Source organism: Priestia flexa NBRC 15715, from assembly GCF_001591565.1.
Taxonomy (GTDB): Bacteria; Bacillota; Bacilli; order Bacillales; family Bacillaceae_H; genus Priestia; species Priestia flexa.
The window spans coordinates 1-16,330 of sequence record NZ_BCVD01000091.1 but is presented as its reverse complement, the minus strand read 5'-3'; the positions used below and the strand labels follow the sequence as shown (position 1 = coordinate 16,330).

Below are 16,330 nucleotides of genomic sequence, written 5' to 3'. Positions count from 1 at the left end.
TTTTTATTGGCTTTTTCCATTGTGACTATGGATAGCGTTTAACAGCTGGTGAAGCATTTGTTTTAAATTTGCTAGCTCTTCAGGAGAGTAATCTGTCATATTAAATACTTCATCTGGAATTTGACAAGCTTTATCTCGAAGTGAAGCGCCTTTTTCTGTTAAGCTTACTAACACAACGCGCTCATCTTCCTGAGAGCGTTCACGGATTACAAGCCCTTGCTCTTGCATACGTTTCAGCATCGGAGTTAGCGTACCAGAATCTAGGTATAAGAGTTCTCCCATTTTCTTTACGCTGACTCTTCCATGCTCCCATAGGACAAGAAGAGCTAAGTACTGTGGGTACGTAACGCCAATTTTATCTAAAAGAGGCTTATACACTTTTGTAATTTCACGTGACGTAGCATAAATAGAAAAACAAAGCTGATTTTCTAACTTTAATCTTGAAAATAAATCGGTCATTTTAAACTCCTTCAATATAATTGTTCACTATGTAATTATATACAATTTATCAAAGAGATTCAAAACAAACAAATGTAAATTTTGACATAGTTTGTCAAAATACCTTAAATAAAAAAGCGCTTTTTCCATATACTAAGAAAAAAAGGGAGCTGTGCTCATGTATTTTGCGAAAAAAGGTATGGAAGAACAGGTTACTCAGATGATGGATACAAATGTTTATGCGTGCCAGTCTGACTCGTGTAACGGATGGATGAGAGAAGATTTTGTGACGTCAGATTATAATTGCCCAATGTGTGGAAATGAAATGTCTCAAGAAGTAAGAGAGCTACCTAAAATCAAGAAGGATTTTCAATTTTATAATCGTTAAACAAAGAGCGTTTAAAAAAGAAGCTACAATAGCTTCTTTTTACTTTTTATTATGTTTGCGGCGTCTTTTAAAATAAAAGTAAAGGCCTCCTAATAATAAAACAACTAATAATAATACGCTCGTTGGAAAATATAAGGTGCCAATATTCATAGTGATAACCTCCAGTATAGCAATCTAAATAGTTGAAACGTCTACGTTGTTGTCTTAGAATTCTTATTCCCTTTAAGGTGAGGGTTAAACACTAAAATAAAAAAGAAGCCCCGTAGGCTTCTTTTAGTTTAATACTTTAACTGTAACTGTTTTACGGCCCCACTTCATCGCGTCGCTTTGAGATGGAATAAAAACGTCAATACGATTCCCTTTAATAGCACCACCCGTATCGCCTGCAATTGCTTCTCCGTATCCATCTACGTATACGCGTGACCCAAGAGGAATAATAGATGGATCAACAGCAATTACTTTTTGATTTGGATTTGCACGTAGGTCAATACCTGTCTTTGTAATACCACTACAGCCAGTACAAAAAGCTGTGTAAGCCGTAGCAACAACCTGAAATTCTTTTTTTACTTCTTGATTTTCAGAAGGGTTTGGTGTTTGTGGCTTAGAAGATACAGGATTCGATACCTCAGGGGCAGCTGGTGCTGGAGCAACAGATCCATTTACTTTAAGCGTTTGATTAATGTAAATTGTGTTTGCTGACAAGCCGTTTAGCTCCTGTAATCTTGAAACTGAAACACCGTGCCTTTGGGCAATGCTCCACAACGTATCGCCTGGCTTTACTTTATATGTACTAACAGGAGCTTGTTGTTCTGGTTGTTCTATTTTTTCATCTGCCGGTGCTGTTACAGCGCTGGAGCCATTTACAGTTAACACTTGGTTCACGTAAATAACATTGGATGATAGGTTATTATACTGTTTTAATTGCTCAACCGATAAGCCGTGAGATTTTGCAATACGATAAAGCGTATCGCCTGATTGAACTTTATGTGTATTTTGAGACGTAGAGGGTGATGGTAATGCTGTATGCGTGTCAGATGAACTACTAATATGTAAGGTTTGATTTGCATAAATGATAGTGGATGATAAGTTATTCCATGCTTGTAGGTCTTTTACTGATACATTGTATTTTTTTGAAATGCTATAAAGCGTGTCTCCTGACTGAACTTTATAAGTTTCCGCGTCTGCTGATGCCATGCCTGCAATTCCCATTGAAACAAGTGCCGTTGCACCAAGTGAAAAAATATGTTTTTTCATTCTTTTTTCTCCTTTGTGACTATGAATTTATTACCATTCTATCAATCTTATGTGACAGGAATGTTTCAATAGTATAGATAGTTTGTTACAAAAAAGAAAATAAAGGAGAAAAATTGTGTGTTTTTTGTCGTTATTTGTAGATATAAAGTCCTATCAATAGTTAATGATAGAAAAAATAGGAAATCCATGTCAGATTTTGTGACTGCATAAAGTGTTGGAACATGCTAGAATAGAAAAGTTGTAGAGAACGGAACGAATGAGTTGGAGGTGAAAGGCACTGTTAGAAAAACCTTGAGACAGTGCTTAACTCAATTGAAAAAAACAGTTTCACAGTATTTAAAAGAGTGGGTTCGGGCTTTATCAATTGAAATTAGCCACTTAAAGAAAGAAGGAGGGAGAAAAGAGCAGCTAGTTAACGGTGAATACGTAGGACGATATGGAGAAGCTTTTGTGTACCGTTTTCAGATGGTACGCTTTTTTCACATAATAGATGGAACGAGCATGCGTGTAAGGGTTCAAGATGCAGAGCTTGATGGCGAGATTTTAGCTCATGAAAAGCACGAAGTATATATAAAAGTAGGGGTCTATTTAGGGGCAGATGTTCCTGTCTTGTACTTGTTCAATGAACCATGGGAGCTTTTACAGGCACTGATCGACCGGTTAGAAGAACTGAAAGACTATAAGAAAAAGCGTGCAAGAGTTAAACGTTTAATGACGGGTGCGGCGAAGGTGAATCATGAAGAATACAAAATGAAAAACGATCTTCATGAAATCTTACTGAGAGCTCATCATAATCAAACAACGTATTTATGGGGACCTCCGGGAACAGGAAAAACATACACGCTATCACGCATTATTAATAGCATGTATCGGAAGAAAAAGCGCGTATTGGTAGTGTCGCATAGCAATGCAGCTGTTGACGTATTAATGAACGAGGCGTTAGTACGTATTGAGGCTAAGCACAAGTGGAAAAAAGGAGAGGTTGTACGCTACGGGACTATGGCAAATGAGGAGCTTCAAACAAAACTTTCTACGACTCTATTAGTTGAACACGAGCATCCAGATCTTGCGAGAAAAGAGAAGGATTTACAAGAACAATATGTACGTTTAACGAGATATCCTTCTAAAGAGCGTGAGATTCAACAGGTTAAAAAGAAGCTCAATAGCGTGAAACAAGAGATGGCTGAGCTGGAAAAAGAGCTGGTACAAAAAGCAGTCATTATTGGAACAACATTAACTAAAATGGCAACGGACGCATCGGTTTATGAAAAAGAATATGATGTAGTAATTGTAGACGAAGTAAGTATGGCTTATACGCCACAAGTGGCTTTAGCAGCTTCTTTAGGTAAGCACATTGTTGTTTGTGGAGATTTCAAGCAACTTCCAGCCGTTTCTCAATCAAAGCATGCGTATGTGAAAGAAGCACTAGGACGTGATATATTTGAACAATCGGGGATTGCAGCACAAATTCATGAAGGAAACTGGCATCCACATTTAGTAATATTAAAGCAGCAACGTCGTATGCACCCAAATATTTCAGCGTTTACAAACGCTCATGTATATGGTGGTAAAGTAAGCGATCATCCATCTGTAGTACAGCGAGAAGCAGTTGCTCAACTAAAACCGTTTGTAGATAAAGCTCTTGTACTTCTGAATACAAGCGGTATTAAGACATTTGCTCAAAAAGAAAAAAATGGGGGGTCACGGTATAACTTAGTGTCTGCTTTTATTTCAAGTAGCTTGCTTATTCGCGCATTTAAAAGTGGAATTACATCATTAGGTTATGTTACCCCATATCGAGCACAAGCGCAGCTTGTAAGAGACCTAGTAAAAGGAACGATTCCTGAAGAGCATATTCTTGCTGCAACAGTTCATAAGTTTCAAGGTTCTGAAAAAGACCTTATGATTTTTGATGCGGTTGATAGTCATCCTTTTTCAAAGCCAGGCATGCTTCTTACAAATGAATTAGCAGACCGCCTTATAAACGTAGCAATTACAAGAGCAAAAGGAAAATTTATTATGATAGGTGACGTTCCTTACTTAGCTAAACGTTTGCCTAAAGAGCGCTTGCTTTTTAAGCTACTTCAATATATGAATGAACAAAATGTCATCTACCAACCGAATGAATATTTGAAAGAAATGATTCAAGATAGCCAGCTAATTTGGCATAAAGGAATGGATGTTGACAAGATAGTAATGGATATTAGACGTGCGAAAAATAAATTGTTTATCGTGTTGCCTACTATAAAAGAATGGCCAAATAGGCTTTGGGAAGCGATTAATAAATTTCAGGGAACGGTTACAATTTTGACAAAAGAACCTGGAAGGCTTAAGGTCAAAGAAGGAATTGAAGTTATACCTTCTCATCTTCCTTTTTTTATCTTTGCGATGGATGAGAAGTGTTTGTGGTGTAGCAACGAGAGTAATCAAGGAAACTCTATTCCTTTAACCGTTCGCATTGAGTGCTTAGACTTTGTCCAAATGTTCTTAAGTTATGTGGATATGACGCCCGTTTTTAGTCATTCAAGGCAAGATTGGCTGCAGATAAATAAAATAGGATATTCATTAGCAGACTACTTAAGTATATGGGATCGATGTTCGGAATGTCATAGCGTTCGAGACGCTGAAGTGACAGTAAAAGGAAAAGTTCGGTTTGTTTGTCATCACTGTGGGAATACAGGTGGTATAACGAGGAAAATTTTCCAAGATTATTTAAGGTATGTAACTGCTGAATGTAAAGCCTGCAACAAAGAGGTTGAAGTTGCTTTTCGAGAAGGTGTTTACGCTTACTGTCCGTCATGTAAAAAAGAGGCGCTACCGAAAGATTTGCTTTCTATCTAAAAGAGAAAGGGTGTGTTCACTTTGGACAACCAAGCCCCCTTAGTATTAGCAAAATCACTTGTAGAAGGGAAGATACAAAAAAGTTGGTTGATCGTGGGTTCATATCTAGAAAATGGTTCGTCCTTATTGGATACGTATCTTTTAATAACCAATGCTATGTATCAGATTGGACAATGGTGGCAAGAGAATAAAATTTCAGTTGCTGATGAACATTTGGCTACCGCGACATGTGATTATGTACTTGCTCGACTACAGTTTACGTTGAACAAAGATAAGCTTCCAAGCAAGCGTGCTTTGCTTTTTTGTGTCGAAGGAGAAGAGCACTATATCGGTCTGAAGATGTTGGCGTCTTTGCTTGAAGAATATAGGTGGGAAGTGAAAAATTTAGGAGCTAATCTTCCTTTACCATACGCTATTAACAGCATTGAAAAGTGGAAGCCAGAAGTTGTTGGAATATCTATTTCACAGGTACATTTGTTACCAAGCTTAAAGCAATATATTAACGAAATAGAAAGTTTAACCTATTCACCTACTGCGTTAGTAGGGGGGAGGTTATTGCAACATTATGATTTAACTGGATACGGTTCAACACAAACCGTATTTATTAACGAGATTGAACAATTTGAGCAGTGGCTGTTTGAAAACGCACTGAAGCAGTCTCTTGTATCGGGGGGGGAAATATGACGTCATTATCGCTTGAAGCTATTCCCGTTCCGTTATTTATTGTGGATAAAAGTGGACAAATCATTGATTTTACACCAAGCGTGACCAAAATGTTTTTACCAGTTAGCGATATAGCCGACATAATTGATAAAGACAGTATTGGATTTACTAACGATTATTTATCCTGATGTAACTGAAGCTGAAAAAGCTGAGTACTTCGATTTAAACCCAGCTGCTTTGTATAAAAATCGTATACGTGCATACCAAACATTTCTTTAAAATCAACTTTATATTCTGTGAATTTTTGATTCATGTATTTAATTTGACCTTTATGGTCCGTAATAAAGATACTTGTTGGGCTATGGGCAACAGCAAATGAAGTAATTGCGAGCTCTTCATTTTACGAATGTTTTTTTTCACTTGGTAAGAATTGTACTTTGTTGGTTCAAAGTACTGATTGATTTGTTCTTCAATTAATGAAAAAGCTTCTTTATCTCGCAAGAATTGTGTTAAGACAATTAATAAATCACGCTGAAGATCAACAATTTCAACAGGATGATCATTTAAATAATCTCGGTAATCTTCCAACGTCTCACATGGAGTCTCTAATATAGAGCCTTTCAGGGTGACAAAGTAGTGAGGAGCAGCTAAGTAAACGGTATTTTCTTGTAATGTCATACCGTTTTCGATTTGAACAATATTCATATTGGTTTTTTTGCTAAAAGCTCGGGCATAAAACTTTTATATCTTGACGATAAGTGTTGAATAACAATGAAAGCCATGCCGTTTGAAGAAGGCATATTCGCAAAGAACTGTTCAATTGCTTCTAGGCCACCAGCCGAAGCCCCAATCCCTACGACATGTATGGCTTTTGGGTTGTGTATTTCAGATAATGAGATGGTAGAAAGCGTTTTGTTCTTCATATTGTGATCTCCAAGTTCCGGTGAGATTCTGCTTTCTATATGTAAGGAGTGAATTTTACCGATGATAGTTTAAATATATTAATTAATGGTCAGCGAAAGTTTTCTTCATCTGTCACTGAGTAGAAAATCAATCATTATTTACAAACTGAAATTCCACTTGAAAATTCTTAAATACGGTAAATAAAGAAAAAAATTCTAAAATATCCATATTACGTATTTTAACAAATCTCACAAGCTGTTCCCATCCCGTTTCGTAAAATTCTTTATAAATAGTATGTAACATCCAAATAAAACATTTTCCCTAAAATAAAAACTATAAACATTAATACAGCGAAAAAAGTCGATTTTTTGGGGATTTTCTAATAGAGAAATTTGTTGAAAAATATTTTTGTATCCGGTTTCATTTCTTTTGTACTATGTGCTGACAGCGTTATTTTTACCTTGTCGACAGGTTGACAGCCATTTTGAGCATGTTACGATAGTTACCGTTGAGAGAACGCGAACAAAAATACGAACATTTGACAGGGGAGATTTGATGATCAAAACAAAAAAGATTGCTTTTCTAGGTGCAGGATCAATGGCAGAAGCAATGATTTCTGGTATGATTCATTCTAATATTGTTCCAGCGAAAAATATTGTGGTAACAAATCGCAGCAATAAAGAACGCCTTTTAGAATTGGAAAACAAATACGGTGTTCAAACTAGTAAAAGAGTTGATTTAGACACAACAGATATTGACGTGTTCATTTTAGCAATGAAACCAAAAGATGCTGAGCAAGCATTATCCTCTTTAAAACCCAATATAACTAAAGATCAAGTTGTTTTATCAGTGCTAGCTGGTATTTCAACAGCCTTTATGGAAGATCTATTGCATGAAGAACAACAAGTTGTTCGAGTGATGCCAAATACCTCAAGTATGATTCAACAATCTGCTACAGCAATATCTCCAGGACAATATACAGCAATGGATTCAGTCATTTTAACAAAAGAGCTGCTATCGTCAATTGGTCAAGTTTACGTTATTGATGAAAAACAAATGGATATTTTCACGGGCATTGCCGGTAGTGGACCAGCGTACTTTTATTTCTTAATGGAGCATATTGAAAAAGCAGCCAAAGAAGAAGGATTAGATCCAGAAGTAGCCAGAGCAATTGGAGCCCAAACCATATACGGTGCGGCAAGAATGATGATGGAGCGTGACGAAACGCCAACAGAGCTTCGTGAAAACGTAACGTCTCCAAATGGCACAACGGCAGCAGGCTTGAAAGCCCTTGAAGAACATGGTGGCGGAACGGCAATTATGCGCGCGGTAAAAGGAGCATCAGACCGTTCAAAAGAAATGAGTGAACAGCTTGAAAAGGTATCCAACGAAGCATAAACCATAACTTCATATTCTTCGTTACTATCCTCATATTTATAAATCAATAAAACAAAAGAAACGAATTAACTAGGAGTGATTTGATGAGTCCCGATGGCAAGAAGCGGGTTGTAATTAAGATTGGCAGCAGTTCTTTAACAAGTTCACACGGTGAGATTAGCCGAAAGAAATTGGAGAGGCTTGTTGACCAAGTAGTCGAGTTGAAAGATCAAGGTCATGAGGTACTGCTTGTTTCATCCGGTGCAGTAGCGGCAGGTTACAGAAAGCTTGGTTGTTTAGAAAGACCTAGCTCATTACCTGAAAAACAAGCGGCCGCATCCATTGGCCAAGGACTTTTAATGGAAGCATACTCTGAGCTGTTCTTATCTCATGGCTACGTCGCATCACAAATTTTAATTACGCGAGATGATTTCTCTGACGAAAGCAGATATAACAATGCACGTAATACCATTAACGTACTGTTAGAACGAGGAATTGTACCGATTGTCAATGAAAATGATACGGTGACTATTAACCGTCTAAAGTTTGGAGATAATGATACGCTATCTGCTAAAGTTGCAGGGTTAGTTGATTCAGATTTACTTATCATCCTATCTGATATTGACGGATTATATAGCGCAGATCCTCGTGAAAATCCAGATGCGGAGCTATTATCACACGTATCTGAAATTACGCCAGAAATTGAAGAAGGTGCTGGAGACTCTGGAAGCTCAGTTGGCACAGGTGGTATGCGCTCAAAAATTGATGCGTTTAAAATTTCAATGGCTTCAGGAATTCCTTCATTCCTAGGAAAAGCAGGCGTTCCAAACATTTTAACAGAAGCGGTGTTGGGTGAAGCATTTGGAACGTATTTCGAAGCAGGAGAAGACGCTGTTAACTTAAGTCAAAAAGAACAGTGGATTGCGTTTAACTCAGGGCCTGAAGGGGAAATAGTAATTAAAGACGAAGCAAAAACGGCGATTGTGGAAGAAAAGAAGCCGCTGCTACGAGAACACATTAAGTTTATAAAAGGTCACTTTGAAGAAGACTCCGTTGTTCGAATCTTAGATGTTGATGAGCAAGAGCTTGCATTAGGTGTTTCGAATTATTCTTCAGAAGAATTAGCTCAAAACCAAGAAATGAATGAACCCGTTGTTGACAGTGAAGGAATGGTTTGTCACGTCGAAATTCCGATTCCGGTAGGCCTTTAATTAAACAATCGAAGAACGACAAATCTATGGTATAATGATGTAACAAAAATAATCATAATATTTAAAAAAAATATTGTAAATCTTATCCAGGAGTGATTTTGTGGTACAGGTAAAGGAAGATATTTCGGTTAAGCAACAAGCGGTGTTAGCTAAAAAAGGTGCAAAGCAGCTTAGTCTATTAACAACAGAACAAAAAAACAAAGCGCTTTTAACAATTGCAGATGTACTTGAAGAGCACACGGATGACATTTTAAAAGCAAATGAAAAAGATTTAGAAAATGGAAAAGAAAAAGGCTTTGATGATGCGCTAATGGATCGTTTAGCATTATCTGTTGAACGTGTAAAAGATTTTGCAGATGGACTAAGGCAGGTATCGAAGCTTGATGATCCAACAGGAGATATTTTAACAGAGTGGACGCTTGAAAATGGTTTAAATGTTAAACAAGTTCGCGTTCCACTTGGAGTAATTGGAATGATTTACGAAGCGAGACCAAACGTAACGGTTGATGCTACAGGTCTTGCGTTAAAATCAGGTAATGCGATTGTGTTAAAAGGTGGTTCTTCTGCAATTCATTCCAACAAAGCGATTGTCGAAGTCATGCATAAAGCATTAGATAAAACAGAAATTCCTAAAGAAGCTGTCCAATTTATTGCGAGTACAAATCGTGAAGCAACGCAGCAGCTCTTCACGATGAAAGAGCATATTGACGTATTAATTCCACGCGGCGGTGCATCATTGATTCAGGCTGTTGTAAATAATGCGACGGTTCCTGTATTAGAAACAGGAGTAGGGAATTGTCATCTTTATATTGATGAACACGCAGATGTTGAAAAAGCTATTTCGATTCTAATCAATGCTAAAACGGATCGCCCAGCAGTATGTAACGCAGCTGAAACGGTATTAGTTCATGAAAAGTGGCTTGAGCAAAACAGCGACCGTTTAATTCAAGCGTTTAAAGACTTTAATATTGAAGTGTTTGGTGACGAGCGCACACTTGCTACAATTCCTGGTGCCAAAGAAGCAAAAGAAGCAGATTGGGCAGAGGAATATTTACGCCTTGCAATTGCGATGAAGGTTGTTTCAAACGTAGATGAAGCAATTGAACACATTGAAGTATATGGCACGAAGCATTCAGAGGCTGTGATTACAGAAGATGAAAATGTTGTGAAAAAGTTTATGGCGTTAGTAGACGCAGCAGCTCTTTATCATAATGCTTCGACTCGCTTTACAGACGGTGGAGCGCTTGGTTTTGGAGCGGAAATTGGAATTTCAACTCAAAAACTTCATGCAAGAGGACCAATGGGCTTGCCGGCACTAACAACAATTAAATATGTAATGAGCGGAAATGGTCAAGTACGCTAATATCATAAAAATAATTATGTAAAGAAACTCAGCAGAGATGCTGAGTTTCTTTTGTGCAATGAATAAAATATAGTTGTCAAATTCCTAAAAATATAGTATTATTGAATTTTTTTCTAAACTCTGCTATAATAAAAACACGTAATTTTTTTACTATTGTATCCTCATTTAAGCGTATATGCTTTATGTTAAACATACGCTTATAATCTTATAATAAAACTCCATCTTTGATTCGTTTCTCTCATGATAATATTAAATTCTTCAAGATAGGTCATTTACCGATATGCTCCATTTTAATAAACTCATGATGATACCCATATGAAGACGGATAATAGATTACTTTAAAAGGAGATTATGTCTATGTATAACCGAAAAAATGTTGAACCAGCTGTAATTGAAGAAACTAAAGTATGGGAATGTACGTCAGATAGTTGTAAGTGTTGGGTTCGCGATAACTTTAAGAGCGGTGACCAACCAACGTGCCCGCTTTGTAAAAGTGAAATGCAACAAGCAACGAAAGAGTTACAGGTTATTCACAATCCAAAAGTAATTGACTAATAAAATACGAGGTTTGTAGAAGCTGCTCATATTCTTTGCAACATGGATATAAGCAGCTTTTTTGATTAAGTAGGTAACCAATCATAAGATTGTGAACGTTTTTGGGCAATTACTTCATTTTTATATAAAAAAATGAAACCTTTTGATACGATGAAACGTAGTACAAGTTACGTAGAAAATTTTACGTATGTAACTAATAGTAGGGGGCAAAAATTCATGTTAAAAAAAGTATTAGCAGCTTGTGTAACGCTTACGATTATGTTTTCACCAATAGGTGGAGCATTGGTTCAAGATAGCTCAACCATTGTAAGTGCAAAAGGTTATAAATCAGGAAAGCGTTCTTTTGATAGCGGAAACAGCAATCAACCAAGCATGTTTAAGAACAACAATAATACAAACAGCAATTCTTCTGTAAATCAAAAGAACAACACAACAAATAACTCAAAATCAACGAACACAGCAAGTACTAACCGTGGTGGTTTAATGAAAGGACTATTATTCGGTGGACTTGCAGGATTACTATTTGGTAGTATGTTAGGAAATTTAGGTGCATTAGGTCCAGTAATCGGCTTCTTAATTAATGCATTAGCAATTGTAGCTCTTATTTTAATCGTCATTCGACTATTTCAAAGCATTAAACGTAACAAGCGTAAAGAACAGGAAGTGAACTCTTGGAGAAACTAAAAATCTCGGAACAGGACATTATCAATGCAATGTGTCTGTATATTGCTGATAAAAAGCAGGTGCAGCCTCAGGAAGTTGAGGTCGAATTGATGTATGATGACGACTATGGCTTTTCAGCTGAGTCATACGTAAATGATCGAAAGCAGGTCCATATTACGTTAAATATCATTGAGGCACTGCGCTTGTGGTTAGATACGCAGATGAACATTGATCCATTCTCAACAGGTTTAGAATTAGAGTTAGATGACGAAGAAGGCATCATTGCTTACGCAACGGTAAGACAAGGATGAGCAAGTCTTTGACAATATCAAAAGAAAAAAAGAAAGTATTAATTGAAGAAATTCAAACGTATTTTTTAAATGAACGTGATGAAGAAATTGGAGAGTTAGCAGCGGGCTTACTGCTTGATTTCTTCATTGATAAAATAGCTGTCGAGTTCTATAACTTAGGCGTTGAAGATTCATATCGTTATATGAGTGATCGCTTAGAGGATTTGTTTGCTATCCAAAAATAACCCTGCAATTTGCAGGGTTATTTTTTTATTTATTTAGCTGTGTGTTTGCTTTGGTAGTTTTTTTACCAAAAAACCACCAGTTTGCATTGCCTAATAACTTCATAAGAGAAGGGACAAGCAGCATCCGAACAACCGTAGCATCAATAAAGATAGCAAGCGCGATACCAACGCCCATTTGTTTGACAGGTGTAATGCCAGTAAACGCAAATGCACCTGTAATCACAATCATAATGAGAGCGGCACTTGTAATAATTTTACTAGTTGAAGCTAACCCTTCAACAGTTGCTAAGTTATTATCGCCTGTTTGTTCATACACTTCATGAATGCGTGAAATTAAGAATACCTCATAATCCATACTTAATCCAAATACTAGTCCAAACACAAATACGGGAAGGACTAAGGCAATATTAGACTCTGTTAAGCCGAAATGTCCCCCTTGGAAAAGCCAAACAAGCAATCCGAAAGTAGCTGTTAAGCTTAAAATGTTCATAATAATTGCTTTCAGTGGAATTAAGACAGAACGAAAGGCAATCATAAGGATTAAATACGTAGATACCAGAACTAACAATAAGCCGTAAGGAGCTTTTTCATATATTTCATCAAAAATTTCTTGCTCAAACTTTGGATATCCTCCTACATACAGTTCAAGATCACCTGGTGTTTTAGCAGCCCACGTCTTTACAAATTCTTTTGCTTCGTTGGAACTTTGTTTTGTATCCAATGTTACTTTTACAAGCATATAATCATTATTTACAAATGACTCAACCGCTGGCTTAGTTTGAGTCTCTAACTGTTGGTTGTTCAATAGTTGGCTAAGTTCTTTCCCTGAATCTACTTTTAATGCAGTAGGTAAAGAGTCAACCTTACTGACCAAATTATCATCTTCTATTTGATGAATAAACGGTACGGCATCATTTAGAGAACCTTGTGCTAACATATCACCATTGCTTTTTAACACAAAGAAGACATCGGTGGTTGTTTCGTCCGTAAAACGCTCATTGTAAACTTCTAAAGCCTTTTTTGAATCATAGTTATCTGGCAGGGCTTCAGAAGATGGGATTTCCAGCTGCATATCTTTAATAGGAAGAAGTGCTGTTAACAAAATAACAAGGGAGACGAGCGTCATAATGACCGGTCGTTTCATTACAAAATGAGCAAAAGAACGCCATTTTGATTGACCCGATTGATCATTTGTGCGCAGGATACGCAAGCGATTTACTTTTTCGCCAAGCATTGCTAAAATAGCTGGCAGTAATGTAACCGCTGATAAGACAGCTACAAATACAACCGCCATACCTCCTAACGCTACGTTTTGGAAAATGTCTACTTGTATGAATAACATTCCAGCAAGCCCAATAAATACGCAAAATCCGGAGAAAATGACCGAGCGCCCAGCAGTTTGAATGGTCTTTTTCACAGCGTTTTCTACGCTGTTATGTACGAGCTCTTCTTTAAAACGATTAATAAATAGAAGGGCAAAATCAATACTTAAAGCTAATCCAATCATCGGTACAACATTTAAGATAAAGATTGACAATGGTGTCACATGATGAAAGAAATAGACAATTCCCATTGTGGTAATAACCGTCACGATACCAATAATTAAAGGAATGCCAGCTGCAATAACGCCACCAAAAGCAAGTAATAAAACAATGAGTGCTACAGGGATTCCAATTGCTTCAGCTTTTGCTAAATCTTTTTGGCTAGCTGTATTCATATCCTGAACAATAACAGGTTCGCCTGTTAGCTTCACTCTAATTTCATCATTTTCAATTGGAATATCTTGAAGCTCATTAATTTCATTATCTAAATCGACAGCTGCTTTGTTGAAGTGAATAATGCCATACGCAAAGTTGCCATCAATTGTACTACTATCTAGAGAAGGAGCGTCAATCTTTAACACATAGTCCTTTGTATTAATTTTCTCTAAGTAATTGCTTGCGCTCTTAATAAGCTCTTCATATGAGACGTCATCTTTCTTTTCAAACAAAACAATCGCTTGAGATTCGCTGACGTCAAATTCATCAACAAGAAGCTGTTGGGTTTGTTTAAATTCACCCTCCATCTCAAAGCCGTTACCTCCCAAAACAGATGGGAGTTTCAGAGCAAAATAACCAAATGTAACAATCAAAACAAGCCACATAGCTAGAAAAAGTTTACGATATCGATATAAAATTGTAGATAGCTTTTCCATAATAACCTCCGTTTCTATATAACTACTAGCCTATTTTATAACAAACAATGATACAAATAGAAGTTATTTGGCACTTTTAGTAGCAAATTAATTGCTGGTTGTAAGAAATAAAAACTTGTTTATTTTCTTCATAAAAAAGGAACACTACACTATACAATTATTTGGGTAGGTGTTTTGATGAATCTAGAAAAATCCTCCGTTTGTCAAACGGAATACGGCATTTTAAAAGAAGTAATTGTTTGTCCTCCTACATATATGGAAATTAAAGAAATAATTAATGAAACACAAAAGCATTATGCTGGAGAAAATATTGATGAAACCAAAGCTAGTAAGCAGCATAAAACATTTGTAGAGTACCTTCGTACACAAGGAATTAACGTCATTGAGCTAAAAGCAGACAAAAGGTTTCCAGAACAAGTGTTTACACGAGACATTGGATATGTACTTGGCCACGCGGTTCTTGTTTCCAAAATGGGAAGCGATATTCGTGAAGGTGAAGAAGCTTATTTGACAGAATGGTTGAACAATCATAACCTATCTTATTATCAAGTAAAGGGTGACTCAATTGAAGGCGGCGATGTAATTATCGATGGAAAAGACATTTACATTGGCGTGAGTGGGAGAACGACCACGGAGGCTATTAAGCAGGTCCAAGAACAACTTCCGCATATGAATGTTATACCCATTCCTATTAAAGACGGTTATTTGCACTTGGATTGCGTTTTCAATATTATTTCTAAAACAGAAGCGTTAATTTATCCCGAGGCTCTTGATAAAAGGGAAATAGCATTATTAAAAGAACGATTTGACTTAATTGAAGTAACCGAAAAAGAGCAGTTTACATTGGGGACGAACGTATTTTCAATTGGGAATAAAACGCTTATTAGTTTACCTGTAAATAATCAAGTAAATGAAACCCTTCGTATGAGAGGGTTTGAAGTGGTTGAAATTGATATTTCTGAGATTATTAAATCAGGAGGATCGTTTCGATGTTGTACGCTACCTCTTCAAAGAGAAGAATAGAAAAAGGATTAAAGAAGAGGAAAATCGGGAATTAAAGAGTTGAGTAAGTGAAGGAATGGGGGATTCAATGCAAGGAATCGTAGGTTTTGTAAAAAAACTAATAACTGAAATTAAAGAAGATAATGCAACTGGGCTTGCGGCAGAACAAGCGTATTATTACATGCTTTCGCTGTTTCCGATGCTAATTTTACTGTTATCCATCATACCTTATTTATCCCTTGATGCAAACGATGCGATAAAGGTGTTAGAAAGTGCTATGCCAGCTGAAACAGCAGATATATTTAAAGAAAATGTTGTTCAGTTTATTAATAACCCAAATGGTGGCTTATTAACAATCGGTATTTTAGGAACAATTTGGTCAGCATCAAATGGAATGAACGCATTTATGCGAGCGATGAATGAAGCGTATAATGTAAAAGAAACTCGCTCGTTTATAAAAGTGCGTGGCTTATCGATACTGCTAACAATTGGATTGATTTTAACACTTGTAATTGCACTTATTTTACCTGTATTTGGCGGTGTTATTTTAAAAGCTTTAGTAAGCTGGGGGCTGCCAACTAGCTTTGGGACATTTTTAAGCGTTTTAAGATGGATTGTAGCGATCACAATTATGATTGCTGTGTTATCTATGTTATACCGATTAGCGCCGAATAAAAAGTTTCCTTTTGCACACGTATGGCCTGGTGCTGTGGCAGCAACGCTTCTGTGGCAGCTCACGTCTCTTGGCTTTTCATTTTATGTCAGTAATTTTGGTAACTATTCAGCTACTTATGGAAGCTTAGGAGGCGTCATTGTGCTAATGCTATGGTTATTCTTAACGGGATTAATTCTGGTAATTGGCGGTGAGATTAACGCTATATATCATCAAGATCGAACGATTTCTCCTGTTACAAAAAATGACGAAATAACGGTTAATTAGGAA

General features: G+C 36.7%; 20 protein-coding genes. 13 read left to right on the top strand and 7 right to left on the bottom strand.

Features of this window, described 5'->3' with window-relative positions; all coding sequences use genetic code 11:
• Positions 1-3: 3 nt before the first annotated feature.
• Positions 4-459 carry a MarR family winged helix-turn-helix transcriptional regulator gene (locus tag BFL01S_RS14395; RefSeq protein WP_025908451.1) on the bottom strand — a complete coding sequence of 152 codons (456 nt, stop codon included), beginning with the start codon at positions 457-459 and terminating at the stop codon, positions 4-6.
• A gap of 157 nt (positions 460-616) precedes the next feature.
• On the opposite strand from BFL01S_RS14395, the gene BFL01S_RS14390 reads away from it, so the two are divergent.
• Positions 617-826: a cold-inducible protein YdjO-related protein gene (locus tag BFL01S_RS14390; RefSeq protein ID WP_025908450.1), complete on the top strand. Its 210-nt coding sequence runs from the start codon at positions 617-619 to the stop codon at positions 824-826.
• A gap of 39 nt (positions 827-865) precedes the next feature.
• Here the strand turns inward: BFL01S_RS14390 and BFL01S_RS20480 are convergent, their stop codons facing one another.
• Both BFL01S_RS20480 and BFL01S_RS21355 read right to left on the bottom strand, forming a co-directional pair.
• Positions 866-976, bottom strand: coding sequence for an LPXTG cell wall anchor domain-containing protein (locus tag BFL01S_RS20480; RefSeq protein WP_224840172.1), 111 nt, complete (start codon positions 974-976; stop codon positions 866-868).
• A gap of 123 nt (positions 977-1,099) precedes the next feature.
• Positions 1,100-2,080, bottom strand: coding sequence for a LysM peptidoglycan-binding and 3D domain-containing protein (locus tag BFL01S_RS21355; protein WP_061786103.1), 981 nt, complete (start codon positions 2,078-2,080; stop codon positions 1,100-1,102).
• A gap of 312 nt (positions 2,081-2,392) precedes the next feature.
• Here BFL01S_RS21355 and BFL01S_RS14380 point away from each other — a divergent pair, with 312 nt between their 5' ends.
• Genes BFL01S_RS14380 through BFL01S_RS20475 form a run of 3 tightly spaced genes read left to right on the top strand, consistent with a single transcriptional unit; the run spans position 2,393 to position 5,772 of the window.
• Positions 2,393-4,921 carry a DEAD/DEAH box helicase gene (locus tag BFL01S_RS14380; protein ID WP_156474932.1) on the top strand — a complete coding sequence of 843 codons (2,529 nt, stop codon included), beginning with the start codon at positions 2,393-2,395 and terminating at the stop codon, positions 4,919-4,921.
• 21 nt (positions 4,922-4,942) lie between these two features.
• Positions 4,943-5,605, top strand: coding sequence for a cobalamin B12-binding domain-containing protein (locus BFL01S_RS14375; protein ID WP_061786101.1), 663 nt, complete (start codon positions 4,943-4,945; stop codon positions 5,603-5,605).
• Positions 5,602-5,772 carry a PAS domain-containing protein gene (locus BFL01S_RS20475; protein ID WP_156474931.1) on the top strand — a complete coding sequence of 57 codons (171 nt, stop codon included), beginning with the start codon at positions 5,602-5,604 and terminating at the stop codon, positions 5,770-5,772. The genes BFL01S_RS14375 and BFL01S_RS20475 overlap by 4 nt, the downstream gene beginning before the upstream one ends.
• Here the strand turns inward: BFL01S_RS20475 and BFL01S_RS20105 are convergent.
• From BFL01S_RS20105 to BFL01S_RS21090, 3 genes are read right to left on the bottom strand one after another with little or no spacing between them, the layout of a single operon-like run.
• Positions 5,760-5,897, bottom strand: a complete 138-nt coding sequence (locus BFL01S_RS20105; RefSeq protein WP_235859240.1) for a hypothetical protein — start codon at positions 5,895-5,897, stop codon at positions 5,760-5,762. The genes BFL01S_RS20475 and BFL01S_RS20105 overlap by 13 nt on opposite strands.
• Positions 5,894-6,289 carry a hypothetical protein gene (locus tag BFL01S_RS21095; protein ID WP_061786100.1) on the bottom strand — a complete coding sequence of 132 codons (396 nt, stop codon included), beginning with the start codon at positions 6,287-6,289 and terminating at the stop codon, positions 5,894-5,896. Before BFL01S_RS21095 ends, BFL01S_RS20105 begins: the two co-directional genes overlap by 4 nt.
• Entirely contained in the window at positions 6,286-6,507 is a 222-nt protein-coding gene (locus tag BFL01S_RS21090; protein WP_025908445.1) for a chemotaxis protein CheB, read from the bottom strand. Before BFL01S_RS21090 ends, BFL01S_RS21095 begins: the two co-directional genes overlap by 4 nt.
• Before the next feature lie 535 nt (positions 6,508-7,042).
• Between BFL01S_RS21090 and proC the strand changes: the two genes are divergently transcribed.
• The 7 genes from proC (at position 7,043) to BFL01S_RS14330 (ending at position 12,191) form a co-directional block, all read left to right on the top strand.
• Positions 7,043-7,885 (top strand): pyrroline-5-carboxylate reductase, encoded by an 843-nt coding sequence (gene proC / locus BFL01S_RS14360; RefSeq protein ID WP_035320203.1) that lies wholly within the window; start codon positions 7,043-7,045, stop codon positions 7,883-7,885.
• Between the two features lie 83 nt (positions 7,886-7,968).
• Positions 7,969-9,075 (top strand): glutamate 5-kinase, encoded by a 1,107-nt coding sequence (gene proB, locus BFL01S_RS14355; RefSeq protein WP_025908443.1) that lies wholly within the window; start codon positions 7,969-7,971, stop codon positions 9,073-9,075.
• A gap of 100 nt (positions 9,076-9,175) precedes the next feature.
• The gene (locus BFL01S_RS14350) at positions 9,176-10,438 is read left to right on the top strand and encodes a glutamate-5-semialdehyde dehydrogenase (RefSeq protein WP_061786099.1); all 1,263 of its coding nucleotides are present in this window, start codon (positions 9,176-9,178) and stop codon (positions 10,436-10,438) included.
• Positions 10,439-10,795: 357 nt separating this feature from the next.
• Positions 10,796-10,993 (top strand): cold-shock protein, encoded by a 198-nt coding sequence (locus tag BFL01S_RS14345; RefSeq protein WP_025908441.1) that lies wholly within the window; start codon positions 10,796-10,798, stop codon positions 10,991-10,993.
• A 216-nt stretch (positions 10,994-11,209) separates the two neighbouring features.
• Positions 11,210-11,677 carry a hypothetical protein gene (locus BFL01S_RS14340; RefSeq protein WP_061786098.1) on the top strand — a complete coding sequence of 156 codons (468 nt, stop codon included), beginning with the start codon at positions 11,210-11,212 and terminating at the stop codon, positions 11,675-11,677.
• Positions 11,665-11,967 carry a YxcD family protein gene (locus tag BFL01S_RS14335; protein ID WP_025908439.1) on the top strand — a complete coding sequence of 101 codons (303 nt, stop codon included), beginning with the start codon at positions 11,665-11,667 and terminating at the stop codon, positions 11,965-11,967. The genes BFL01S_RS14340 and BFL01S_RS14335 overlap by 13 nt, the downstream gene beginning before the upstream one ends.
• Positions 11,968-11,975: 8 nt before the next feature.
• Positions 11,976-12,191, top strand: coding sequence for a DUF2164 domain-containing protein (locus BFL01S_RS14330; RefSeq protein WP_224840170.1), 216 nt, complete (start codon positions 11,976-11,978; stop codon positions 12,189-12,191).
• Between the two features lie 25 nt (positions 12,192-12,216).
• Here the strand turns inward: BFL01S_RS14330 and BFL01S_RS14325 are convergent, their stop codons facing one another.
• On the bottom strand, positions 12,217-14,385 hold the full coding sequence (locus BFL01S_RS14325) for an MMPL family transporter (protein ID WP_061786097.1): 2,169 nt from the start codon (positions 14,383-14,385) through the stop codon (positions 12,217-12,219).
• Between the two features lie 177 nt (positions 14,386-14,562).
• Between BFL01S_RS14325 and BFL01S_RS14320 the strand changes: the two genes are divergently transcribed.
• Complete coding sequence (locus BFL01S_RS14320; RefSeq protein WP_035320542.1) at positions 14,563-15,408, top strand: dimethylarginine dimethylaminohydrolase family protein; 846 nt, start codon at positions 14,563-14,565, stop codon at positions 15,406-15,408.
• A gap of 67 nt (positions 15,409-15,475) precedes the next feature.
• Positions 15,476-16,327, top strand: coding sequence for a YihY/virulence factor BrkB family protein (locus BFL01S_RS14315; RefSeq protein WP_061786096.1), 852 nt, complete (start codon positions 15,476-15,478; stop codon positions 16,325-16,327).
• Positions 16,328-16,330: the final 3 nt, after the last annotated feature.

What these genes read in the sequence shown, in the direction of transcription:
- BFL01S_RS14395 (WP_025908451.1), bottom strand. Translation starts at nt 459, where the DNA reads ATGACCGATTTATTTTCAAGATTAAAGTTAGAAAATCAGCTTTGTTTT.
- BFL01S_RS14390 (WP_025908450.1), top strand. Translation starts at nt 617, where the DNA reads ATGTATTTTGCGAAAAAAGGTATGGAAGAACAGGTTACTCAGATGATG.
- BFL01S_RS20480 (WP_224840172.1), bottom strand. Translation starts at nt 976, where the DNA reads ATGAATATTGGCACCTTATATTTTCCAACGAGCGTATTATTATTAGTT.
- BFL01S_RS21355 (WP_061786103.1), bottom strand. Translation starts at nt 2,080, where the DNA reads ATGAAAAAACATATTTTTTCACTTGGTGCAACGGCACTTGTTTCAATG.
- BFL01S_RS20475 (WP_156474931.1), top strand. Translation starts at nt 5,602, where the DNA reads ATGACGTCATTATCGCTTGAAGCTATTCCCGTTCCGTTATTTATTGTG.
- BFL01S_RS20105 (WP_235859240.1), bottom strand. Translation starts at nt 5,897, where the DNA reads ATGAATCAAAAATTCACAGAATATAAAGTTGATTTTAAAGAAATGTTT.
- BFL01S_RS21095 (WP_061786100.1), bottom strand. Translation starts at nt 6,289, where the DNA reads ATGAATATTGTTCAAATCGAAAACGGTATGACATTACAAGAAAATACC.
- BFL01S_RS21090 (WP_025908445.1), bottom strand. Translation starts at nt 6,507, where the DNA reads ATGAAGAACAAAACGCTTTCTACCATCTCATTATCTGAAATACACAAC.
- proC (WP_035320203.1), top strand. Translation starts at nt 7,043, where the DNA reads ATGATCAAAACAAAAAAGATTGCTTTTCTAGGTGCAGGATCAATGGCA.
- proB (WP_025908443.1), top strand. Translation starts at nt 7,969, where the DNA reads ATGAGTCCCGATGGCAAGAAGCGGGTTGTAATTAAGATTGGCAGCAGT.
- BFL01S_RS14345 (WP_025908441.1), top strand. Translation starts at nt 10,796, where the DNA reads ATGTATAACCGAAAAAATGTTGAACCAGCTGTAATTGAAGAAACTAAA.
- BFL01S_RS14340 (WP_061786098.1), top strand. Translation starts at nt 11,210, where the DNA reads ATGTTAAAAAAAGTATTAGCAGCTTGTGTAACGCTTACGATTATGTTT.
- BFL01S_RS14325 (WP_061786097.1), bottom strand. Translation starts at nt 14,385, where the DNA reads ATGGAAAAGCTATCTACAATTTTATATCGATATCGTAAACTTTTTCTA.
- BFL01S_RS14320 (WP_035320542.1), top strand. Translation starts at nt 14,563, where the DNA reads ATGAATCTAGAAAAATCCTCCGTTTGTCAAACGGAATACGGCATTTTA.
- BFL01S_RS14315 (WP_061786096.1), top strand. Translation starts at nt 15,476, where the DNA reads ATGCAAGGAATCGTAGGTTTTGTAAAAAAACTAATAACTGAAATTAAA.